We start from the raw sequence: 23,518 nt of genomic DNA on the forward strand, positions 1-23,518 counted from the left end.
GCCGGCTAGGGCTCCGCCGGTAGGCGGCTGCGCAGCGCGGCGATCATCTCGGCCCGGTTGCCGGCGCCGAGCTTGGCGCGGATCCGGGCCACATGGTGTTCCACCGTCTTCGGGGACAGGTAGAGCTGCGATCCGATCTCGCGGTGCGTGCGGCCCGCCAGCACCAGCCGGCCGACCTCCACCTCCCGGTCGGACAGGCCGCCCCGGCCCGCGTCCTGGGGCGACTCGTCGGCGACCGGCTCCGCGCGGGACAGCTCCCGCGCCCGCTCCAGCAGCCGGCGCGCGGCCGACGGGTCACTCGTACGGATCGCGGCCTGCCCGAGCAGCCGGGAAGACTCCCACGGCAGCTCGACCGCGACGAGTTCGGCGGCGTCCGCCAGCACGTCGTCCGGGGGTACCTCGCCGGCGAGCGCGGCGGCCCACCGGACGGCGGCACGGCATTGGGCCTGCTGGCGGGCGCCGGACGGCTCGAGGCCGCCGAGGTCGCTAGCCGCGGCGGCCGCCGCCGGCTGGTCCTCGCCGACGACGGCGATCTGCAGCCGGATCCATCCGAGCGACACCGCCCAGGCGGCCGGCCGGCCCAGCCGGTCGACGATCGCACCCAGGTCGTCGAGGATCGGCGTGATCCGCCGGTGGTGGCGCAGCCGGGCGGCGGCGACCAGCAGCTCCTCGACCATCTCCAGCTGGAGCAGGTCGACCGCACGCCGCGCGAGCACCGGCTCGGCGAGCTCCCACGCCGCACGGAGCTGGGCGATGTCGCCCCGGCGCCGCGCGATCCCGGCGGTCAGGCAGGCGAACGCCAGCCGGTCGCGGCCCGGCAGCGGCGCGCCGGCCAGGCGTTGGAGCTCGGCGAGGGCGGTGTCGTAGCGCCCCGCCCGCAGCCGCGCCCAGGCCAGCAGCAGCCGGTGCCGGTTCTGGGCGACGGGCCCACCGGCCCCGGCGTCCAGCGCCCGCTCGAGGAGGTGCTCGGCGGTCGGTGTGTCGCCGGCGGTGACCGCGACCAGCGCGCCGATCGCGTGCGGCAGGTCGGGAAGCGTGACCGCCGGCGGGGCCTGTTCGTAGGCCTCGGCCGCCTCGATCAGCAGCGGCAGGGCGGTCGCGGGGCCGCCGATCGCCAGCGCCGCCTCGGCGAGGCGGCGCAACGGCAGCGGGCCCTGACCGGTCGCCGCGGAGCGCGCCGCCTCCGGTTGACCGGTGGCAATCAGCGCCGCGACGGCCAGGACCGGGCCGGGGGGACCGATGCTCAGCAGCGCCTCGGCCGACCGGCCGGCCCGGCCGTCGTGTGCCGCGGTGGCACCGGCGACCAGCGCGAGCCGGGCCGTTTCGGACTCCGATGACGTCGCCACGTCCAGGTCGACGGGCAGGCCGAGCAGGGTGGCCGCCTCGGCCCGGCCGGCGGACACGGCGGCCGGGTCGGCGCCGGCGTTGAGCGCCTCGTCGTACCAGGACAGTGCCCGGTCGGGCGCGGCGAAGCGGAGCCGGTCGGCGGCGCGCCGGTAGACGTCGGCCGCCGCCGGGGTACGCGCTCGGGCCGCGCGCAGCTGCTCCGCGGCGCGTACCGGGTCGGCGCCGGAGGCCAGCAGGGCCGCCGCAACGGTGTCGTGGAGCCGGCGGCGCTCCGGCGGCGACAGGTCGGCGAGTACCGCGCGGGCGACCGCCGGGATCATCCGTTCGCCGTCGGGCGTCAGCAGCCCCTGGTCGCGCAGCGCGCGCGTCGCCGTCGCCGCCCGCGCCGGCTCGAGCCGGGCCGCCGCGCAGACGACGTCGTCGTCGAGGTCCAGCCCGAGCGCCAGGATCACGGCCAGCTCCGCCGCGTCGCGGTCGGGACCGGCGAGCCGCCGTTGCAGCCGGGCGACCAGGGCCGGCGGCGTGCCGTCCGGGGCGGCGGCCACCGCCTCGGCCACGGCGGCCAGTCCGGCCGAGGCGGCGTGCACGGCGGCGAGCTGTTCCGGCGTCGCCGGGCGGCCGGTCGCGGCGGCGATCAGCGCGGAGAGCGCGTCGGTGCCGAGCGGGCCGAGGGTTTCGACCGTTCCGGCGGCGGCGACCGCTTCGTCCAGATCGGCCAGTTCCGGCCCGTCGATCGTGGGGCGGCGGGCGATCGCCATCGGGGTACCACCGCGGGCGGCGGCGGCCAGCGCCCGCAGCGCGTCCGGTGGCAGCCGGTGTGCGTCGTCGACGACGACCATCGCGCCGTCGGCGCGGGCGTGCGCCAGGAGCGTCTCCAGCTCGCCGACCGTCGTGAAGATCACGGGGACGACCGGCCGGCCGGCGGCCGCGGCGATCTCGCCGAGCCGGCGGGTCCGCCCTGAGCCGTCCACCCCTACCACGACAGTCACCCGTGTTCTCCCCCTCTCGCGGCGCCGACCTGGCAGTTTACGGATGGTGGCGGCGGAGTTTGCACAGCCGTCACCGCCTGCCCCGAGCCTGTACCGTCGGCCCGGCTTCCGGCACGAGGCTGTCAGATGGCCGAAAGGTGCTCGGCCGCCGGCGGTGCACCCGGGGGGCCGTTCGGCCGAGTGATAGCAGACCGCCCGCGCCTTGCCCCGGTGGCCCGCGCTCCGCGAGGCTTGTTCCCGGGTGGCATGCTCAGGGCGTCTGCCAGGCCGGACAACGGTCGGTGCACGGGAAGCGACGGAGCGCACCGAGGCAGACCGGGAAGCAGCGACGTGAGGATGTGGGGTCCGAGTTGATCTGGATCCGGATGCCCGGGCAGCGGTCGGGTAAGGCGAGGGCATGAGCCTGATCGACCGCACGCGGGGTGTGCTCGGCCAGGCCATCGACGTGTACCGCGGTACGCCGTACGAACGGCGGCTGACCGCCGTGCGCGACCGGCTCGACGAGCCGCTGCGGGTGGCCGTCGCGGGCCGGATCAAGGCCGGGAAGTCGACGCTGCTCAACGCCCTGGTCGGCGAGCGGCTGGCGCCCACCGACGCGGGCGAGTGCACCCGCATCGTCACCTGGTATCAGGACGGGCACACCTATCGGGTGACGGCGCAGCCCTACCAGGGTCCGCCGCGGCAGCTCCGGTTCAGCCGTGAGGACGGCGCCATCGAGATAGACCTGGGCGACCTCGGCGTGGACGACGTGGCGCAGTTACAGGTCAGCTGGCCGTCGCAGGCGTTGCGGACGGTGACGTTGATCGACACCCCGGGTATCGGCTCGCTGTCCGAGAAGACCTCGCTGCGTTCGTGGAACCTGCTCGTGCCCGACGACGAGGAGACGCCCGCCGACGCCGTCATCTACCTGATGCGCCACCTGCACAACAACGACGTCGAGTTCCTGCGGGCCTTCCACGATGTCGAGGTGTCCCGGCCCAATCCGGTCAACGCCATCGGGGTCCTGTCCCGGGCCGACGAGATCGCCGTCGGCCGGCTCGACGCGATGGCGTCGGCGCGCCGCATCGCCGGCCGGCTGAGCACGACCGCGAGCGTACGGCGGCTGGTGCAGTCCGTCGTGCCCGTGGCGGGCCTGCTCGCCGAGACCGCGACGACCCTCACCGAGGTGGAGTTCGCCCGGTTGCGCCGGATCTCGGAGCTGCCGGTGGCACAGGCCGAGCAGCTGCTGCTCTCCGCCGACCGGTTCGTGCAGAGCATGCCGGAGCTGGGCATGACCTCGATCGAGCGGGAGGAGCTGCTGGGCCGTTTCGGCCTGTTCGGGCTGCGGCTGTCCGCGGCCCTGCTGCGGCACGGCACCTGCGGCACCGCCACGGAGCTGGCCCGGGAACTGACCGAGCGCAGCGGACTCGGGCAGCTGCGCGAGGTGCTCGGCTCGCTGTTCTTCGAGCGCCGGGATGTGCTCAAGTCCAGGTCGGCGCTGCTCGCCCTGGCCGAGGTGACGCGCGTGTGCGCCCGGCCGGGCAGCGAGAGGATCGCCGGCCTGGTGGAGGAGATCATCGCCTCGGCGCACCCGTTCAACGAGCTGCGGGTGCTCTCCAGCCTGCGTTCCGGCTGGGTTACCGGCAAGCCCGACGTCGTCGCCGAGCTGGAGCAGCTCATCGGCGGCGCCGGCGCCGCAGTGCACCAGCGGCTGCGGCTGCCGGCGGACGCGTCCGGCGCCGAGCTGGACGCGGCGGCGGACGCGGCGCTCGCCCGCTGGCAGCGCCGGGCCGAGAATCCCCTGACCTCGGCGGAGATGGCGGTCGCCGCGCGGGTGGCCGTCCGATCCTGCGAGGGCATGATCGCCGATCGGCGGCGGCTTCGATGAGCTTGCGGTGAGTACCGTATGAGCCGCGACCGTGCCGGCTGCGTAGGCGCGACGGTCGCGCCGCCGTCCGTGTGACGACCTGATGAGCCTTGTATTGATGATCATAATCGGAGCATCCATCGATGTACGCGCTTGGAATTGACCTCGGAACCACGTTCACGGCGGCGGCGATCTGGCGGGACGGCCGGGCGGAGACCGTCTCGCTCGGCGACCGGAGCGCGGCCATCCCGTCGGTGGTGCTGCTGCGGCAGGACGAGACGTTCCTGACCGGCGACGCGGCACACCGCCGGGGATTCTCCGAGCCGCAGCGGGTGGCACGCGAATTCAAGCGGCGGCTGGGCGACACCACCCCGTTCCTGCTCGGCGGCGTGCCGCAGTCCGCCGAGGCCCTGATGTCGCGGCTGCTGCGGTGGGTGGTCGACGAGGTGACCCGCCGGGAAGGCGGCCCTCCCGCCGCGATCTGCATCACGCACCCAGCGAACTGGGGTCCGTACAAGATGGATCTCATGCGCCAGGCCGCGCGGATGGCCAACCTCGACCTGCCGGTGACCTACACGACCGAGCCCGAGGCGGCGGCGGTCAACTACACCCAGCAGCAGCGCGTCGAGCCGGGCACGGTCGTGGCCGTCTACGACCTGGGCGGCGGCACCTTCGACGCCGCGGTGCTGCGCAAGACCGCGACCGGGTTCGAGGTCATGGGTCAGCCGGAGGGCATCGAGCGGCTCGGCGGCACCGACTTCGACGCCGCGGTCTTCAACCACGTCCGCACGGCACTCGACGGCAAGCTCGAGGAGCTCGACGAGGACGACACCGCGGCGATCAACGCCGTCGCCCGGCTGCGGGACGAGTGCGTGCAGGCCAAGGAGGCGCTGTCCTCGGACACCGACACGACCATCCCGGTCCTGTTGCCGGACGTGTCCACGGAGGTCCGGCTCACCCGGGCCGAGTTCGAGGCGATGGTCCGGCCGGCGCTGCACGGGTCCGTCGAGGCGCTGCAACGCGCCCTCCGGTCGGCCGACTGCACGCCGGAGCAGGTGCACTCGGTGCTGCTCGTCGGCGGCTCCTCCCGGATGCCGATCGTCGCCCAGCTCGTGGGCTCGGAGCTGGGCCGCCCGGTGGTGGTCGACGCGCACCCCAAGCACTCGGTCGCGCTCGGCGCGGCCTGGCTGGCCGGCGGCGAGCTGGCGGGGCCCGCGGGCGGCGCGCCCGCGCAGGCCCCGCCCCGCCGGCAGGCGGCGCCCGCCACCCCGCCCGGCCGGCCGGCGCAGCCGGTCCCGCCCGCGCGGCCCGCGCCGTCCGGGCCCCCGGCCGCCAGGCCGGCGGCAGCGGCGGCCCCGTCCGGCGGGCCGGTGCCGGCGACGTACCGCGCCGAACCGGTGGCGCCGGCGCCGCGCGTGCACCCGTCGCCTCCCCCCGCCGTCGCCGCGACCGTGGTCGGCGCCGCGGGCGTGCCGGCGCCCGCCGCCCGCCCGGCCGGCCAGCCCGCGCGGACCAGGACGTTCGTGTCGGCCGCTGCCACGCAGGCCCCCGCCTCCGCGCCGGCCTCACCGGCGCCGAGGCCGCCGGCCCGGCGGCGCCGGGGTGCCCTCATCGCGACGGGTGCCGCCCTGGTCGTGCTGCTCGCCGCCGGCGTCGCGGGCTGGGCACTGACCAGGGGCGACCGTGACGGCGACGGCAACCGCACCGTGGCGGGCGCCGACACCCCCACGGTCCCGGCCGACGAGCAGTGCACGGACAAGATCAAGAGCAACCCGCGCTGGGTCTGTCTCACCTCGGCGAAGGTCTCCGGCGGCAAGTTCACCGTCGAGTACGACGCGGAGTTCGGCGACACCCCGCCCTCCACCTCCGGCGGATGGCACCTGCACTTCTGGGGCAGCGACGGCACCAACCCGCCGGACGAGATCATGGGCGAGCAGGCCCCCTCCGGCCAGCAGGGGGTCTGGTACGTCGACGACGAGCAGCCCTCGGTGATCGGGACGGGTGAGCCGGCCTTCGTCAAGGCCATCGGCAACGCGCCGAAGGTGTGCGCCCGGGTCGCGAACTCCGAACACGGCCTCGTGGCCGACGGCGACGGCACCTACAAGACCGGCAACTGCGTACCGATCAAGTGGCAGTGAGCGCACCGGCGCGGTCAGGTGGCGGCACACGTCAGCGCCGGGGGTGTGTTGGTGCCCGTCCATGATCCGATGAAGCCGAAGGTGGTGCTCGCCGCCGGCGCGAGGGGCCCGTTGTAGGTCTCGTTGCGGGCCGTCACCGTCGCGCCGCTGGTGGACAGGACGGCGTTCCAGCCCTGGCTGACGCGTTGCCCGTTGGCGAAGGTCAGGGTTGCGGTCCAGCCGTTGATGCGCGCCGATCCGGCGGTCACCCGCACCTCGCCCTGGAAGCCGCCCGCCCACTGGCCGACCTGCGTGTAGGTCGCGGTGCAGCCGGTGGTCGCCGGCGGCGGAGTAGTCGGCGGCGGAGTGGTCGGCGGCGTGGTGGTGCCGCCCCAGGCGGCGGTGCCGTCGAGCCAGGCCGCGCGCCGGGTCATCCAGGAGCGCATCACCTGGACCTGGCCCGCCCAGGTCGCCGCGGTGTCGGTGACGAACGGCCCGATCATCCGGGTGGTCAGGTTGGGCCACCGCTGGAAGTTGCGCTGCGCCGCGGCGGTCAGCGGTGCGCTCAGCGCGTCGACGCGCGCGGCGAGCGCCGAATCGGAGAGCAGGCCGCGGCGCAGCGCCTGCCAGCGGGCCTTGAGGTCCTGCTGGAGCGCGGGATCGGTCAGCAGGATCTGGAACCAGTCGTTGGCCTGTGGCGAGCGGGTCTGCTGGTGCTGCCATCCGGCGGTCTGCTCGTTGCCGAAGAAGCCGCCGGTGCCGAAGGTCAGGTCGTAGTCCCATAACGGACCGGCCACAATCGGGCCTTCCCGGTCCTTGTAGAAATAGGTGCTGCGCAGGTATGAGTCCATCTCGCGGCTGAACTCGTTGAGGATGATCAGGTCGACCCAGGAACCGACGTCGATCCAGCTTCGGTAGCCGGTCTGCGGGTCGGCGAACCGGGAACTGTGCAACAGGTCGTGGAACTGTTGCAGGTACTGCGTCAGCCACGACTTCTGCTGGGCGTTCAGCGGCGACGGGTCCTCGACCTCGAGGAAGTTCCAGCAGGTTGCCGCCGCGCCCGTACAGGTGAGGGTGGGCTCCTCCGCCGCCAGCCACTCGAACTTGAAGATGTAGCCACCGGTGATCTTGGGCAGGGTGGTGTCGGCCTCCTTGAGCTGCTTGAGGTCGAGCCGGTCCTTACTGTTCTTGATGGTCTCGACGAGCATGTAGACACCCTGGTAGTCGGCGGCGGCCACCGGCGCGGAGTCGACGTTGAGGTAGAGCTCGACGAAGCGGTAGCGCGGCGCCACCATGCCCATCTCCCGGCCGAGGTCGTAGACCAGCGCCTCGCGGATCAGCGACTTGTCGCTGAACGGCCCGCGCAGCACCCAGTCGGAGTCGGCCGGCATCCCCAGCACGGGATGGTCCGCGTCGTCGTCGGCGCTGTCGCGGAACTCCAGCCGGTACGGCGCCTTGTCGAAGGTGGCCGACGACTGGCCGCGCAGGTGGATGCCGGCCCGGGTGGCGACGGCCGGCGCCGCCGACAGCGAGGCGGTACCGGCCGCGGTGTCGAAGACCATTGCGGCGGCGTCGACGAAGTCGCGCCCCGGCTTGCCCCTGCCGTAGTCGTCGATGAGCAGCAGCGGCAGGTTGTGCTGGGCGTCGAACGAGCGGGCCACGTAGAGCCCGGTGCCGCCGGCGCCGGTGGCAACGCCGTTCACGAACGCCTGCGCGCGCAGCTGGGTGGTGGCGGTCAGGCTCAGGGCCCGTCCGGGATAGAGCGCAGAGGCGGCGGCCGGTGGCCGGCCGTCCGTGGTGTACCGGATCTCGGCCCCGCTGATCGCGGTGCTCATCGCCACCGAGACGGAGCCCTGGAACGCGCCGCTGGGCACGGAGAACGTGATGTCGTCGGCCGCAGCCGCCGGGGCCGCTCCCGCGGCCGTCACCGTACGCGAGAGCGTGGCGACGACGCAGAGGGCGACTATCGCGGTGAGGACGATCCTGAGACGCCTACCCATGATTCAGTTCCTCTCTCACAGCGCTGAAGTGCCGCCTGAGCACCCGGCGCCAGGGCGCCGCCGGCAGGTCGGTGCGCAGGGCGGCCAGTCCGGTGGCGTACTTGGAGATGGCGACGGGCCGGTGGCCCCGGCGCCACAGCCGGCGGTCGGCGCCCGAGGCGGCGGCGCCGGTCTTGGTTTCCACGATCGCCGTGCCCGGCAGCCGCAGCTCGCGGCCGTCGGCGGTCCACCGCAGGTCGGTGTCGACGGTGACCCGGCTGTCGGTGTCCGGCAGCAGCAGCGTGAAACGCAGGTAGGCGGTGCGCAGCACGGGCGTGAGCTCGGCACGGTCACCGCCGGCCAGGCCGTGCCGGCCGAAGACCTCGTCGACGAAGGCGCGCCCGGTGCCGACGGTATGCCGCTGCCCGAGTTCGTGCGGCACCCGGTACTTGACCGTGCTACCGCGCGGGCCCGGCACCTTCACCTCCAGCCAGCAGGAGCCGGAGTCGACGTACGTCCGGGTCCGGATCTTGAAGCGCCGGCGGTGCCGGTGCGCGGTCCGCAGGTAGCTGCTCAGATCGGGGGTGTCGAAGTAGAGCGACTCGTAGGTGAAGTGCAGAACCCCGTCGATGTCGAGCACCGCGGCGTGCGGCGCCAGCCGCTCCAGCAGCCAGTCCGCCTCCCCCACCGGCACGATGTACTTGCGGTCGACCCGGCTCTGCAGGGCCGCCCGCTCGTCCAGTTCGGCCAGGTCGATGCGGGGCAGCGCGGCCAGGGCGGGGAACGCCACGGCGGCGGTCACCGGTGCGCCGCGTACGCGGCCGGGCTGACCGGCGCGACCGGCCTGCGTGGCGAGCCGACGTACCGGACGTCGACCACGGTGGAGTCGTTGATCAGGTCGATGCGCAGCAGCCGCGCGGAGTGGACGCGAGCGTCGAGCAGCTCCTCGAGCCGGCCGACCAGCTCCTCCTGGCCGGTCACTGCGCAGTCGAGCACGATGATCTGCTGCCGGTACCGGCCGAGGAGCCGCTGGTTGTCCACGATCGCCATGACGACGAGGATCAGTCCCATCAGGGCGAGGTTGCGCCAGATCGACGCGGTGTCGAGCGCGCCGAGCAGGCCGAGCGCGAGCGCCGAGAAGAAGTAGGCGACCTCGTGCTGGTCCAGTTCGGTGGAGCGCAGCCGGATGATGGACAGCACGCCGAACAGCGCCAGCCCCAGGCCGAGGCCGGTCCCGGTGTTGCTGGTCCGCAGCGCGTCGGCGACGGCGAGCACGCCGATGTTGACGCTGAAGTAGGCCACCACCAGATCCCGGCGCCGGTGCCGCGGAAAGTAAAGCCCGAGCACGAGCACGGTGACGGCCACCACCTCGGCCCCGAGCAACGCGAATTCGGACATACTTCCGTCCCCTCCGTGCGGCAAGAGTTCACCGTAAGTTCCGGTGAACAACCGGAATCTGAACCGCAGGTTAAGGCGAGCCTTCGATGTCTGTCAATGCGTGTTGAACCCGCGACCGCTAGTCGAAGGTCTTCAGATCGCGCTTCAGCTGCACCGATCCGCGAGAAGTCCCTACGATCGACTCTGAGAATGGCACCGAAACTTTCAGCGCCTTCCAAGATGGCCGACCCAACGCCGGCCGGCTGATCAGCGGCCGGTCCTGCTGAGTTTCGGCCCGGCCCGCCCCTGCATCGGCGCCGGCGGGACGCCCAGTTCCCGCATGCGCTTGGCGTAGGTGTGATAGCGGCGGGCGGCCTCGCCGTGCCGCCCGCTGTCGGTCAGCACGTCGACCATCCGCAGGGCGCCGTCCTCGTCGTACGGATCGTGATCGAGCAGCCGCCGCCAGGCCCGCACGGCGGCATCGGTGTCGCCCGCCTCCGCGCAGGCCGAACCAAGGGCCCGCATCGCGGCCAGGTACATGGTGCGCGCCTCGTCGCGCAGCGGCCGCACCGCCTCCAGGTCCGGCTCGTCGTCAAGTACGGCGCCGGCGTACGCATCGTCCGCCGCCTCGAGCAGCGCCCGGGCCTCGGCGAAGCGCCCGGAGCCGAGAGCGGCGGTGCCGGCGGCGGCGAGCTGCAGGAAGACGTCGACGTCGACCGAGAGCGTGTGCGGGTCGTACGCGACGCCGGCCGGGCCGGTGACGACGTAGTGGTCCGGCGGGACGGAACGCGTGGGATCCAGGACCGTGCGCAGGATCGACAGGGTGATCGACAGGCGGTTGGCGACCGCGTTCTCGCCCGGCCACAGCGCCTCGCCGATGGCCTCCCGGCTGATCGGGCGCCCGCGCCGGGCGACCAGCAGTTTGAGCAGGTCGCGTGCCTTGCGGCTCTGCCAGGTCGCCGCGGGAACCGATTCGCCGCGGTGCAGGACCGCGAACGAGCCCAGCATCCGCACGGTGACCGGGCACTCCGGCGGCCGCAGCGACGGCGCCAGCGAACGGGTGCCGGTGATCGACTCGACGCCCAGCGCGTGGAGCGTGTGTTCGGCGATGATGCGGGACGCCGCCGGGGAACGGCCGGTGCTCCTGCGCGCCCGGGCGAGCGCGACCCGGGCCACCGCGACCGGATCGCCGATGTCCTTGGCGACCCTCGCCGCGTCGACCAGCAGTGGGTCGGCCGCGGCGGGCGGATGGGTCATCGCGGCGAGTTCGAGGCCGTCGGCGAGGGCCGCGGGATTCCGGCCGGTCCGGGCCAGGCCGATCGCCTTCTCGGCATGGTCCCGGGCGGCCGCCGGTTCCGCGTTCAGCACCGCCCACCCCATGGCCACCTGTGCCGCCGCCTCGGTCAGCCCGGTGGACGCGGTGACCGCCCGCGCCGCCGTCGGCACCGCCTCGGCGTCACCCGTCGCGGCCAGGACCCGGGCGAGACCGCACAGCGCCGGCACCAGCGCCTGGGCGATTCCGCAGGTCTCGGCCACGAGCACGGCCTCCTCGTACGCCGCGCGCGCCTGCGGCAGGTCGCCGCAGAGCTCGTAGCTCTCGCCGAGGCCGGTCATCGGGTACGCCACGCTGCCCGCGCCGGCGCGCTGCAGCGTGGTGCGTGCGGCCCGGAAACCCTCGCGCGCCGCGCGCAGCCGGCCGCTGCGCAGCAGCAGGTCGGCCCGGTTGTGCTGGGCCAGGCCGACCATGGCCGGATGGGGCTCGGTGCCGTCGGCGTCGAGGCCGAGCGCCTCGTCGAGCTCGGCCAGGGCGCCCGCGAGGTCGCCCTCCTCCAGCCGCTGCGAGGCGCGGTTGGCCCGGATCCGCAGCTGCTGCGTCCGGTCCCCGGCGGCCACGGCGGCGGACAGCGCCAGCGCGTAGTGCCGGTCGTTGCCCCGGCGGTCCCCCTCCGCCGCGGCGAGCAGGGCGAGCACCGTGTGCACGGCCGCCAGCGCCCGCGGCTCGCTGCCGGGCCGCGCCAGGGACAGGGCACGGTCCGCCGCCAGGCGGCAGGCGGACACCTCGCCGCGGGCCCACGCGACGCTGGCCGCCCAGGCCGCGAGCAGCGCGCGGTCGGCGACATCGTCGGCCGGATCCGGTGTGGACGCCACCCGCGCCCGGACCGACTCGGCGGCCTCGAGCCGCCCCTGCAGGTAGAGCACCATGATCGCCGGCCACGCCGCCCGGGCGGGCAGCGTGCCGGCGCCGCCGGCGATGCGACCGGCGTGTTCGCCGGCCTCTTCCCACTCGCCCGCGTCGGCATGGCGCAGCACGGCCCCCCGGCGCGTCTCCTCGACAGGGCCGTCGGACACCCTGGACACCCCCACAACCGTCTCTGATACGGCGAACTCTGACGGACACGCTGCCGTAGAGGGCCTCCCACCTGGGATGATGATCTTATCGCTCCGGCGCAAACGCAGGTAGTGACGATCATCGCTCCCGGGTGCCTCCGAGGTGCCGGCCCGACGGGCATAATCGCCGGGTGTCCCATGCCGACCTCACCCTGTCCGCCTGGCTGAACCTGTCCGACGAAGCCGCCACCCGCACCGCCGCCGCCATCGCCCGCGGTGCCGACGTCCGGCTGCTCGAGGTCGGCCCGCACGCCTACGCCGGCCGGTCCGGCCGGGTCGCCCTGTTCGAGCGGAACGACATCACGTACGCCCTGGTTCCGGGCGGCACCGCGCGGCTCGGCCACGCGAGCGACCGGTGGGTTCCCAGCGCCCGCCAGCTCGCCGGATTCGCCGAGGCCGCCGCGGCGTACGACCTGCCCGGGCCGCTGCACCGGTTCGTGGCCGAGGCCACGTCGCCGCCGCGGGAGGTCACCCTGCCGGCCCGGCTCATCGCGGTCCGCTCCGACGACGCCGACACGCTGCTGCCGGACGACGACGATGACGACGACGGGTACGGCCACGCCTGGCTGATGGCCGGGCTGGCACGCCAGGGGCTACGGCCGCCGACCCCCGACGAGTGGGAGTACGCCTGCGGTGCCGGCGCCGCCACCCTGTTCCGCTGGGGCGACGACCATCCGGACGGCGAACCCGGCGAGGCGCCGACCACCCGGGAGCCGAACCTGTTCGGCCTCGTCATCGGCGACGACCCGTACCGGTCCGAGTTCACCACCGACCCGGCGGTGCTCTGCGGCGGCGACGGCGGCTCGGCGGTCTGCGGCGGCTCCGGGCCGTTCCTCACCTGGCTCACGCTGGCCACCTCCTACCGCGACCGGGACCTGGCGGAGGCCGTTCACGACGGCGGCCTCGCCGGCGAGACCCCGGTGCGCGCCGTGCTGCCGCTGGCCTGAGCGGCCGCCGCGTACCCCGGCAGCTACCACTCCAAGTCACTCACCAGCACCAACGGCTGCGGCGGTTCGACTCCGGCCGAGTACTGGGTGGACACCTTCGCCGGCGCACCGGTGTACGCCTCCGCTACCAGCACCGCGCAGACGGGCACCTGACCCGGCGGGGCGGCCCCGGTCGGCGGATTCCGGCCGGGGCTGGCGCCGCACCGTCCTCGGCGTGAACCCTGAACCAGGCCACCGCACCGGCGGCGGGACGTGAGGGGATGACGATGCGAGCGGTTCTCACCGACCTGTCCATACCGCGTTACCTGCTCACCGCGGCGGCGCAGCACCTGCCCGGCGGCATCGGGAAGAGCGCGGGATTGAGGTTGTCGGGCCTGATCTCGCTGCGCGACGACCTGGCGACGCCGGCCCTGCCCGAGGGGCCCGGGTGGGTGCTGCTGCGTCCCGAGCTGTCCGGCATCTGCGGCAGCGACACCGCCATCGCGCACGCCAAGTCGTCGCGCGTCCTCAGCGCCTTCTACGCGGCCCGCCGGCAGATCCTCGGCCACGAGATCGTCGCCGTCGTGGACCGGACCGGTCCCGGAACCACGTCGGTGTCGGCGGGCGACCGGGTGGCGATCGATCCGGTGCTCTCGTGCGTCCATCGCGGTTTCCCGCCGTGCCGATCCTGTCGCGAAGGCTTTCCGTACGTCTGCGAGCGCTTCGACCAGCCCGGAGCATCCCGGTGCCACTCGTCCACGCTGGGATTCGATGCGGGGCTGGGCGGCGGCTGGGGCCAGTACGTCGTCGCGCACGAGTCGCAGCTGCACCGCCTGGGCGCGATCCCGTCACACCGGGCGGTCCTGTCCGAACCCGCCTCCATCGCGCTGCACGCGGCGCTGCACTGGCGGCGGCGCGGCGACCGGGCGGTGGTCACCGGGCCGGGAACCATCGGCCTGCTCCTGATCGCCGCCCTGCGCCGGCTCCACCCAGATCTGGACATCACCGCGGTCGGGCCGGGTGCCTTCAGCCGGGACCGGGCCGTGCGGGCGGGCGCCGACCGGGCCCTGGAACCCGGGCCGCGGGTCGTCGATTCGCTCGCGCTGCTGCAGGGCGGCCGGGTGATCCGCCCGCGGCTGACCAGAACCCCCATTCTCGAGCAGGGGGTGGACGTCGTCTTCGACTGTGTCGCCCTGCCCGCCTCGCTCGACCTGGGGCTGCACCTGCTCCGGCCGACCGGCATGCTCGTGCTGGTCGGCGGCGCCGGCAGGCAACGGGTCGACTGGTCGCTGGTGTGGAACCGCCAGCTCACCGTCCAGGGCACCGTCAACTCCGGCCCCGAACCCGCGCTGGGCGGGCGGACCACCATGTCGCAGGTGGTGGAGTGGCTCGCCGATCCGTCGTACGCCGTGGACGGGCTGGTGACACACACCTTCGGGCTCGGCGAGTGGCGTGCCGCCCTGCGTACCGCGTCGGCCGGCCCACGGGCCGGCGCCGTCAAGGTCGCGCTCCGCCCCAACCCCGACATCCCGCTGGTACCGCGATAGGCGCGGCACGTCGAGGGGCGGCGCCGGAGTCCCGGCACCGCCCCGATGATCGGCGGACAGGTGCTACCGGGCGCCGACCCCGCTCCGGCCGCCGCACCCGTAGGCACAGGGCTTGGTGAACTGGGCGAAGTGTGGACGGTCGGTGCTGCCGAACTTGGTGAACTCGCCACCCAGCGCGATCTTGCCGAGCGCCGCGTTGGCGTCCATCGTGAGCACGCCCCACTTGCCGTTGCTGCGCGGGTTCCAGTCGAGCAGCTTGCCGGTTGCCCCGTCCAGCGCGACCACCTTCGGCTGGCTGCGCAGCTTCTTCCCCGGGCACCAGGAGGTCGCGGTCTCCGACGGCGACAGGCAGGACTCGGTGAAGTGTCCGCCGGCGTAGACGGCGCCGCCCAGGTTGGTGATCGCCTGAATGTCGCCGTCCGTGACGGTGCTCCAGATGAACCCCCCGTCGGGCTTGTAAGCGGCCACCCGGCCGCCGACGCCGCCGAGCCCCGCGTACACCTTGCCCGGGACGATGGTGACCGCGAAGACCTCGTACGGGGTGGCCGGGCGGAACGTGGTGTCCACCGTCCCGTCGGACGTCTTCAGCGCGCCGAACCGGGGCGTGCCGGCGCCGTTGAGTTTCTTGAACTTGCCGCCGACGTACAGCCGGGAGCCGGCGACGGTCAACGCCCGCACCTGCTCGTCCGCCGTGCCGGGGAACCCGGTGTCGAGCGCGCCGCCGGTCAGCCGGAACGCCGTCAGGTTCTTCACCGCACGGCCGTCGACCTTGGTGATCTTGCCACCCAGGTACAGCCGCCCGCCGCCGGCGGCCAGGGCGGTGCCCTCACCCTCCACGGTGTGCTTGAGCGGGCCGGCGGCGCCGGTCTTCAGGTCGACGCCGGCCAGGCCGGCGCGGGCCTGCCCGCCGACGTTCTTGAACTTGCCGGTGACGTAGAGCTGCGTTCCCTGTGCGGCCATCGCGAACACGGTGCCGTCGATGACCGGCGCCCAGGGCAGCAGCTTGCCCGTACGGGCGTCCAGCGCGGCGAGCCGCTTGCGCACGACCTGCTTGCCGTCCACGATCGCGTTCCGGAAGCTGCCGCCCACGTACACGGTGTTGCCGACGTACGTGCTGGCGTACACGAGGCCGTCGAAGCCGACCGCGGGGGCCGGCGCGGCGGAGACGACCTGAACGGCCGCGGCGGCCGGTACGGGCGTCCCCATTACGGCGAGCGCGGCGGCGAGCAACAGTCCCAGGTGGCGCCGACGCGGAAGGGCGCGGCGGATAATCGGAGCAAAGAGCATGAAAACGACGTTAAGTTCATCGAGGCCACAGAATCCCTGAATATGGGACGTACACCCTAAAGTGCAAGTAACAGGTATTTCGGGTTCGTCCGGGGCCGCCGCCCCGCCTCGCCGGTATGGTGCACCGATGAACCGCACCGCGCTGGTCACCGGGGCATCGTCCGGCATCGGCCTGGCGACGGCCGCCGCGCTCGCCGCGCGCGGCTACCGCGTCCTGGGAACCAGCCGCGACCCGCAGTCCCTGCCGCCGGAGCGCCGGGCGGCCGGCGTGGAGTACCTCGCGCTCGATCTCGCCTCCGAGGACTCCATCGAGGCCCTGGCCGACCGGCTCGCGGGCGTCGACATCCTGGTCAACAACGCGGGCGAAAGCCAGTCCGGCCCGTTCGAGGAGCTGCCCGGTGACGCGCTGCGCCGGCTGTTCCAGGTCAACGTGCTCGGGCCGGTCCGGCTGAGCCAGCTCGCCCTGCCCGGCATGCGGGAACGTCGCTACGGCCGGGTGGTCATGGTGGGCTCGATGCTCGCGTCGTTCCCGCTCGCCTACCGCTCCTCCTACGTCGCGACGAAGGCAGCCCTGAAGGGCTTCAGCAATGGCGCCCGCCACGAGCTCTCCCCGTTCGGGGTGTGGCTGACCACCGTCGAGCCCGGTTCGATCAACACCGGCATCAGCGAGCGGCGCACCCGGTACCTGACTCCGGACTCCCCGCATCGGCGCGACTTCGAGACGATGCTGGCCGCCCTCGACCGCAACGAACGCGCCGGCGTGGCCGCGGAACGCGTCGCCCCGGTCGTCGTCAGGGCGATCGAGGCGGCCCGCCCCCGGCCCCGGTACGCCGTGGGCAGCAACGCGCCGCTCGCCTTCGCCCTGCGCCGCGTGCTGCCGGCGGCCCTCACCGAGAAGGCCGTCCACCGCCGGCACGACCTGACCCGCTGAGAATCCCGCTGCTCACGCCGCGGGCGTAAGCCGGAAGATCCGGATCTCCCGGCCCTCGGCGCGCCGGGCGTACGCGGCGTAGCCGGGCCAGATGCGCTGCACCAGCTCCCAGAGCCGCTCGCGCTCGGCGCCGGCGGTCAGCGCGGCGTCCACGTCGAACTCGCGACCGCCGAGGGTCACCCGGGCGGCCGGCCGCGCGATCAGGTTAGTGGACCAGGCGGGGTGGTGCGCCTGGCCCCAGTTCGAGCCGACCACGATGTACCCGTCGCCGTCGGTGGCGTAGAGCAGCGGCTGGGTCCGGGGCAGGCCCGACTTCCGGCCGGTCGTGGTGAGCAGCAGCGACGGCAGCTCGTGCCTGCCGACCACCGACCAGCGCCCGTCGGTGAGCCGGTACAGCCGGCGGTCCAGCGGGGTCACCAGGCGCCCGAGCGCGGCGAACCACCGCTGATTGCCGAGGCGCCGCAGTAGTGCGGTGTAATGCGACATCCGCTCAGTATCACCGGCGGACGGCACCGGCCTCACGGCGACCGGGCCCGCGCCGCCGGGGGCGGTCAGACCGGCCCGCCGCCGAAGCCGATCTCGTTGCCGTCCGGGTCGCGGAAGGTCGCCTTGCGTACGCCGTTGTCGTAGGTCTCCCGCTCGACCGGCCCGAGACCCCGCTCGGCGATGGCGGCGATGCGGGCGTCGAAGTCGCCGACGAAGACCGTGTGCATGGCGTGCCCGGCGTGGGCGGGCCGCACCTCGATGAACACGTACCGGTGGTCGGCGAGCTCCCACACGGCCTCGGTGTCGTTGGGCAGGAACGACGGCGCGGCGCCGAGGAGCCGCTCGTACCAGGCCACCGCCGCGGTGTAGTCGCGCACCGGGACGCCCGCGAAGAGATCCAGGGTCATGTGGTCATGCTAGGAGCCGGACGGCCGGCGGCGTGGCGGCCCGGTGCGGGGCCGCCACGCCGTCGAGGTCGGCCTCAGCGCTTCATGCCCAGTTCGATGGCCTCGATGATCCGCGGCCGGAGCTCGGCGGCGCTGATGATCGCGTCCACCGAGCCGACGTCGACCGCGCGCTGGATGCTGTGCACCCGGTCGAACTCCGCGGCGACCTCGCCGAGCTTCTCCGCCCGGACGGCGGACTGCACCTCGGCGAGCTGTGCGTTCAGCGCCGCCCGCTCGGCGCCGCTGGCCGCCGAGACCTGCGCCTGAAGCCCGGTGACCCGCGGGTCGGTCGCGGTGCGGTTGTTCACCTCGCCCGAGAAGACCACGGCCGCGGCCGGTGCCCCGCCGAGCACGGAGGCGAACGAGCCCTGCAACGCCAGCACGGTCATGTTCGGGTTGAGCGCCTTGGAGAACACCACGAACGCGCCGCCGTGGTAGCGGGAGATCACGCAGAACACGATCGGGCCGTCGAAGTTGACGATCGCCCGGCCGATCTCGGCGCCGTACTCGAGCTGGAGCTTGCGCATCGACTCCGGCGAGCCGTCGAAACCGGACAGGTTCGCCAGCACGACCACCGGCCGGTTGCCGGAGGCCGAGTTGATCGCCCGCGCGGTCTTCTTCGACGACCGCGGGAACAGCGTGCCCGCGGTGTAGGTGTCCGGCCCGTCGGTGGGCGGGAAGCCGCGCCTGGGCACCGACCGCGACTCGATCCCGATCAGGCAGACCGGCCACCCACCGATGTGCACGTCCTGCACCGCCGAGGTCTCGGCGTCGGCCATGCCCGCCCAGCGCTCCAGCACCGGGTGGTCCTGGTCGGACAGCGCGCGCATCACCGTACGGATGTCGAACGGCTTCTTTCGGTCCGGGTTGTGCTGCGCCGAGAAGATCTGGCCGACGGTGGTGAAGTCGCTGCCGGCGATCGCGTGGGGGAACTCGGAGACGTCGCGGTCGGCCGGGTCGTCGGTGCCCGCCTTTCGCGGCACCGTCTCGCCGGGCGCGACGTAGGTGTGGTCGTAGTGCGACATCAGCACGTCGCGGGCGGCCGGCAGGTTGGGCGCCCAGTACTGCGCCTGGCCGTTCGGGCCCATCACGCGGTCGTAGCCGCCGATGCCGAAGTTGTCCTCGGCCGACACGCCGCCGGAGAAGTCCAGCGACTGCTTGCCGGTGAGCACCATCGCCGAGTCCGGCGTCATCACGAGGATGCCCTTGGTGTGCATGAGCATCGTCGCCTCGGCGTTCCAGTACGGCTGGGCGCCGACGTTGATCCCCGCGACCACGATGTTGATCTCGCCGCCGTCCTGGGTGAACGTGACGATCCGCTTGAGCGCGGCCGCGACCCAGTCCATGTTCTCGGTGCCCGAGGACATGGAGATCCGCGCTCCCGCCGACAGCGCGAACCACTCCAGCGGTACCCGCATCCGCTCGGCCAGGTCGAGCGCGGCGATCACCCGCGCGCACTCCGGCTCCGAGAGCGCGCCGAGCGCCTTCACCGGGTCGCCGAGCAGCACGACCCGCGAGACGCCCTCGGGGTAACGCTCGGTCGGCGTCGTGACGACGCCCGCCACGATCGCCGCGGAGTTCCTGCCCTTCGGCCGGTCGACCGGCACCAGCACGCCATTGGAGTCGAGGTCGTGCTCGGTGAAGCTGCCGCCGGGCCCGGCGAGCATGCCGGTCAGCTCGTACGGGTAGACGTTGCCGCGCCGGGCCGCGCGCAGCACCTTCTGGCGGTAGTCGTCCAGCGGCTGCACCGGCTCCGTCGACGGCTCGCCGACGTGCAGGTGTGCGCCGTCGCCCGGGTCGATGGTGATCCGCACGGCGACCTCGGTCAGCTCGCCCGCGGCGGTGCGCTGACGGGCGACGAACTGGACCTCCTCCAGCCCGGCGCCCGCCGTGGTCGGCAGTATGCGCTGCACCAGCGAGTTCAGCTCCTCGGCGGTCAACTCGGTCGACGGCCAGACGTACATCATGATCTGGTTGGTGTCGAACCGCTTGTTCTGCGGCCGCTGCGCCTGGATGTTGCGGATGGCGTCGAGACCAGCGTTGATGGCCTCCTCCACCGCGGGCAGCGCGACCAGCCGGCCGTCGGCCTCGCGCAGCGGCGTCAGGTCGCGGACCTGGCCCATCGCGAAGAGCCGCTCGTCGGCCGGGTTACTGCGCGCGACGGCCTTGAACAGGTAGATCTCCTCATCCGCGGACGGCAGCCGGGTGAGGTCGAACTCGCGCAGCCGCTCCAGCTGCAGGCGCTGCGCGATCTGCGGGTGCAGCCCGCGGATCAGCCGGTCCTCGGCGAAGCCCGCGCCGTCGGGCCGGAAGGTGAAGTGATGGTGCATCACCGCACCGCTGGTGCCGGCGACGGTCGTGGTGATCCGGCGGAGGCCGGCGGGCAGCGGGTGCTCGGTGAGCAGCTCACCGAGCCGGACCGCCATCGCGTCGGCGTCCGGCTGGCCCTCCCAGGTGACGTAAAGGTCGGCGACCAGCCCGCCCTCGGCGAGGCCGGCGGCGAACCCGCCGAGAGCGCCGATGGCGTCCGGCAGGGCGGCGATGTCGACGGCGGTGGTGACCACCCGGGTCGCGCCGGCCGTGCCGGTGAACTCGGCGGTGACGAACCGGCAGCCCGCGCTCTCCCGCGCGGCGACCGCGGAGATCCTGCGGTTGCCGTAGTAGCGGCGGGTCAGCACCTCCAGCAGCGGAACGTGGTCCCGGCCGGGCCGCCCGATCCGCTGGCCGATCAGCCGGACCAGCGGCTCGGAGCTGGCCACCATGGCCTGGATCCGCTCGGCGCGGTCCGGCGCGTCCGGGTTGCGGTCCAGGTGACGCAGGTCGGCACGCACCGCGGCGTAGACCTCGGCGCGGTTGCGGCGCAGCAACGGCTGGGCGAACCAGCGGAACACCACACCGCGGGCCAGGTCCGACACCACGGGGAAACGCACCTGCGTGGCCTCGATCAGGTGCTCGAGGGTGAGCCCGGCGCGCTCGCTCAGCGACTCCAGCGGCGGCGCACCGGCCAGCCACTGCCGTAGCAGCTCCGACACGATCGCGGCGTCGGTCGACATCCGCTGCTGCGCCAGGAAGATCCGGAAGACCGCGGCCTCCAGCTCCGGCGTCCGGTCCAGGTCGACGATGCCGTAGTGCCCGAGCACGAACTTCAGCCTGGCCTGGAACGCCTCGGTGACGCCGGCCCGCTCGACGTCGAGGCTCTGCAGGTAGCTGTGGAAGTACTCGCGCGGGCTGTGCACCAGGTTGCCCGGCTCGAGCTCGCCGCCCGGCTTGTTACGGCTCAGCTCCGACAGGTCGGCGAAGACCGTCAGCAGCTCCAGCTCGCCCGGCAGCGGCCGGTCACCGAGCTCGGCCCGTGCGGCCAGGTACCCGGTCAGCACGCGCCTGCGGTCCTGCGGGTCGACGTCGAAGCCCAGCAGCACGCTGCGCAGGTCCTGCAGGCCACGCTCGACCCGCTCGACCGCGGACACGTTCGCCGGCTCGGCGGGCAGATCGATCTCGACGATCTGGCCGGCGCCCGCCGTCTCCTTCTCGGCGCCCTCGTCGGCGAGGGGCTCGAGGCGCATCAGCGGCGTGCCGGTCTCGACCTGGCTGCCCACCGACACCGGGCACTCGCGCACCCGGGCGCGGAACGGCGCGCGCAGCACCGTCTCCATCTTCATGCTCTCCAGCACGAGGATCGGCGCGCCCGAGTCGACCTCGTCCCCGACCGACAACGGCGTCGCCACCACCAGCGCGGGGGCGGGCGAGCGGACCACGCCGCCCTCGTCGCGACTGATGCGGTGGGTGATGCCGTCGACCTCGACCAGGTGGATCGGGCCGTGGGTGGCCGACACCAGCCGGAAGCGGCGCCCGTTGACCATGATCCGGCCGCTGTACTCGTCGAACCGCTCGACCTCGACGTCCGCCTGGTGCACGTCGCCGCCGCCGGAGATGCCGACCCGGAAGCGCTTCTGGCCGACGCGGGCGACGCTCACCCGGTAGCCGACGCCGCGGAGCTTCAGGTCCAGCGGGCGGCCGCTCTCGTGCTGCACCTGCGGACGGCCGCCGTGCGCGGTGGAGAGCAGCCGCTGCCGGCTGACCTCCTCCTCGTCCTGGTAGGCCTCGATCGCGGCCGCCGCCAGGGCGATCGCGGAGTTGCGGTGACTGACCAGGCGTCCCTCGGCGCGTACCCGGTCGATCCAGCCGGTGTCGGCGCTGGCGTCGATCACCTCGGGCTGTTCGAGCAGGTCGAGCACGAAGCTCTTGTTGGTCGCGCCGCCCTCGATGATCACCGTGGTCTCGGCCATCGCGCGGCGCAGCCGGGCGAGCGCCTCGCCGCGGTCGCGGCCGTGGGCGATGATCTTCGCGATCATCGAGTCGAAGTCGGCCGGGATGCTGTCGCCCTCGCTGACGCCGGTGTCCACGCGGATGCCCGGCCCGGCGGGCAGCACCAGTCGCGCGATGCGGCCGGGCGAGGGTGCGAAGTCCCGGTCCGGGTCCTCGGCGTTCAGCCGGGCCTCGACGGCGTGGCCGATCTCGGACGGCTGGTCGCCGTCCAGCCTTCCGCCGTTCGCCACGTGCAGTTGCAGCCGGACCAGGTCGGTGCCGGTGGTGATCTCGGTGATCGGGTGCTCGACCTGGAGCCGGGTGTTGACCTCCAGGAAGGCGAACAGCTTCTCGCCGGGGTGGTAGAGGAACTCGACGGTGCAGGCGCCGCGGTAGCCGACGGCCAGGGCGAGCCGCGCCGCCGACGCCTTCAGCTCCGCGGTCTGCTCCGCGTTCAGCACGGGGGAGGCGGACTCCTCGATGATCTTCTGGTTGCGCCGCTGCACCGAGCAGTCGCGGACGCCCAGCGCCCACGCGGTGCCCTGCCCGTCGGCGATGACCTGGACCTCGACGTGCCGGGCGCCGGTGACCAGGCGCTCGAGGAAGACCACACCGGAGCCGAAGGCGCGCAGCGCCTCCTGGCTGGTGCGCTCGTAGGCGTCGGTCAGGTCCTCGCCCGACGCGACCATGCGGATGCCGCGCCCGCCACCGCCCGCGGTCGCCTTGAGCATCAGCGGGTAGCCGATCTCGGCGCCGGCGCGCAGCGCGTCGGCCAGCGTGGCGACCTCGCCGCGGCTCCACGGCGCGACCGGGACGCCCGCCTCCTCGGCGATCAGCTTCGCGCCGATCTTGTCGCCGAGCTTGCGCATCGCGTCCGCGCTCGGCCCGACGAAGGTGACACCGATCTTCTCGCACAACTCGGCGAACGCGGGGTCCTCGGCGACGAACCCCCAGCCGACCCACGCGGCGTCGGAGCCGGTCTCGACCAGCGCCCGCTCCAGCACGGCGTGGTCGAGGTACGGACGGGCCGAGGCCGGGCCGAGCGAATAGGCGATGTCCGCCTCACGGACGAAGGTCGCGTTGCGGTCGGCGTCGGTGTAGAGCGCGACCGCCTCGATCCGCGTCCCGGTTTCCGCCGATAGATCCCGGACGGCATGGATGAGCCGCATCGCGGCCTCTCCACGGTTGACGATGGCGACACGACTGAACACCGGCTGAGCCTCCCAAGTACCACGCACAGCAGGCGACGTCCGGGTCCCGAAGCGTCGCCTGCACCTTTCTACACCCTGCTTGACTACTGCCGAGTACACCAATGTTTCACATCGCGCATGTCGGAGCCGCCACGATGTCGGACGGGCGACAGCGGCGGCTAGCGGCACTCTAACTCGGCGCGGGCGATGGGCCGCGGACCTGTGGCGGCGCGCCCGTGGTCATGCCGCGTCGCGGCGTCGTCTCGAGATGTGTCCGGTACCACCCGGATGGCGAGGTTTCCCGACCCCGAAATCCTCAAGTCACGCCATCCGGGTCGGTCGCAACTCCGCGGCACC

General features: G+C 73.5%; 14 protein-coding genes. 5 read left to right on the forward strand and 9 right to left on the reverse strand.

From position 1 onward, the window contains the following. Positions 1-5: 5 nt before the first annotated feature. A complete protein-coding gene (locus AB0B58_RS39220; RefSeq protein ID WP_360235327.1) occupies positions 6-2,336 on the reverse strand; it encodes a LuxR C-terminal-related transcriptional regulator in 2,331 nt (776 codons plus the stop codon). Between the two features lie 397 nt (positions 2,337-2,733). Here AB0B58_RS39220 and AB0B58_RS39225 point away from each other — a divergent pair, with 397 nt between their 5' ends. After that, a complete protein-coding gene (locus tag AB0B58_RS39225; protein WP_360235330.1) occupies positions 2,734-4,203 on the forward strand; it encodes a dynamin family protein in 1,470 nt (489 codons plus the stop codon). Positions 4,204-4,325: 122 nt separating this feature from the next. Next, complete coding sequence (locus AB0B58_RS39230; RefSeq protein WP_360235333.1) at positions 4,326-6,320, forward strand: Hsp70 family protein; 1,995 nt, start codon at positions 4,326-4,328, stop codon at positions 6,318-6,320. A 14-nt stretch (positions 6,321-6,334) separates the two neighbouring features. Here the strand turns inward: AB0B58_RS39230 and AB0B58_RS39235 are convergent, their stop codons facing one another. The 4 genes from AB0B58_RS39235 to AB0B58_RS39250 all read right to left on the reverse strand — a co-directional run bounded on the left by AB0B58_RS39235 (position 6,335) and on the right by AB0B58_RS39250 (position 12,004). After that, positions 6,335-8,299 carry a CotH kinase family protein gene (locus AB0B58_RS39235; protein ID WP_360235336.1) on the reverse strand — a complete coding sequence of 655 codons (1,965 nt, stop codon included), beginning with the start codon at positions 8,297-8,299 and terminating at the stop codon, positions 6,335-6,337. Further along, positions 8,292-9,080 carry a polyphosphate polymerase domain-containing protein gene (locus AB0B58_RS39240; RefSeq protein WP_360235339.1) on the reverse strand — a complete coding sequence of 263 codons (789 nt, stop codon included), beginning with the start codon at positions 9,078-9,080 and terminating at the stop codon, positions 8,292-8,294. The genes AB0B58_RS39235 and AB0B58_RS39240 overlap by 8 nt, the downstream gene beginning before the upstream one ends. After that, positions 9,077-9,676, reverse strand: coding sequence for a DUF4956 domain-containing protein (locus tag AB0B58_RS39245; protein WP_360235342.1), 600 nt, complete (start codon positions 9,674-9,676; stop codon positions 9,077-9,079). The genes AB0B58_RS39240 and AB0B58_RS39245 overlap by 4 nt, the downstream gene beginning before the upstream one ends. A 246-nt stretch (positions 9,677-9,922) precedes the next feature. Next, the gene (locus tag AB0B58_RS39250; protein WP_360235345.1) at positions 9,923-12,004 is read right to left on the reverse strand and encodes a BTAD domain-containing putative transcriptional regulator; all 2,082 of its coding nucleotides are present in this window, start codon (positions 12,002-12,004) and stop codon (positions 9,923-9,925) included. Positions 12,005-12,174: 170 nt separating this feature from the next. On the opposite strand from AB0B58_RS39250, the gene AB0B58_RS39255 reads away from it, so the two are divergent. Next, positions 12,175-12,990: a hypothetical protein gene (locus tag AB0B58_RS39255; RefSeq protein WP_360235348.1), complete on the forward strand. Its 816-nt coding sequence runs from the start codon at positions 12,175-12,177 to the stop codon at positions 12,988-12,990. 266 nt (positions 12,991-13,256) lie between these two features. Then, a complete protein-coding gene (locus AB0B58_RS39260) occupies positions 13,257-14,516 on the forward strand; it encodes a zinc-binding dehydrogenase (protein ID WP_360235351.1) in 1,260 nt (419 codons plus the stop codon). Between the two features lie 63 nt (positions 14,517-14,579). Here the strand turns inward: AB0B58_RS39260 and AB0B58_RS39265 are convergent, their stop codons facing one another. Then, complete coding sequence (locus AB0B58_RS39265) at positions 14,580-15,803, reverse strand: hypothetical protein (protein WP_360235354.1); 1,224 nt, start codon at positions 15,801-15,803, stop codon at positions 14,580-14,582. Between the two features lie 127 nt (positions 15,804-15,930). Between AB0B58_RS39265 and AB0B58_RS39270 the strand changes: the two genes are divergently transcribed. Beyond that, positions 15,931-16,734: an SDR family oxidoreductase gene (locus AB0B58_RS39270; RefSeq protein WP_360235357.1), complete on the forward strand. Its 804-nt coding sequence runs from the start codon at positions 15,931-15,933 to the stop codon at positions 16,732-16,734. 12 nt (positions 16,735-16,746) lie between these two features. Here AB0B58_RS39270 and AB0B58_RS39275 read toward each other — a convergent pair whose 3' ends face one another. The 3 genes from AB0B58_RS39275 to AB0B58_RS39285 all read right to left on the reverse strand — a co-directional run bounded on the left by AB0B58_RS39275 (position 16,747) and on the right by AB0B58_RS39285 (position 23,182). Next, positions 16,747-17,220 carry a nitroreductase/quinone reductase family protein gene (locus AB0B58_RS39275; RefSeq protein ID WP_360235360.1) on the reverse strand — a complete coding sequence of 158 codons (474 nt, stop codon included), beginning with the start codon at positions 17,218-17,220 and terminating at the stop codon, positions 16,747-16,749. Between the two features lie 65 nt (positions 17,221-17,285). Beyond that, the gene (locus AB0B58_RS39280) at positions 17,286-17,627 is read right to left on the reverse strand and encodes a VOC family protein (protein ID WP_360235363.1); all 342 of its coding nucleotides are present in this window, start codon (positions 17,625-17,627) and stop codon (positions 17,286-17,288) included. 74 nt (positions 17,628-17,701) lie between these two features. After that, positions 17,702-23,182, reverse strand: a complete 5,481-nt coding sequence (locus AB0B58_RS39285; protein WP_360235366.1) for a biotin carboxylase N-terminal domain-containing protein — start codon at positions 23,180-23,182, stop codon at positions 17,702-17,704. Positions 23,183-23,518: the final 336 nt, after the last annotated feature.

Source organism: Actinoplanes sp. NPDC049118 (assembly GCF_040648555.1).
GTDB lineage: Bacteria > Actinomycetota > Actinomycetes > Mycobacteriales > Micromonosporaceae > Actinoplanes.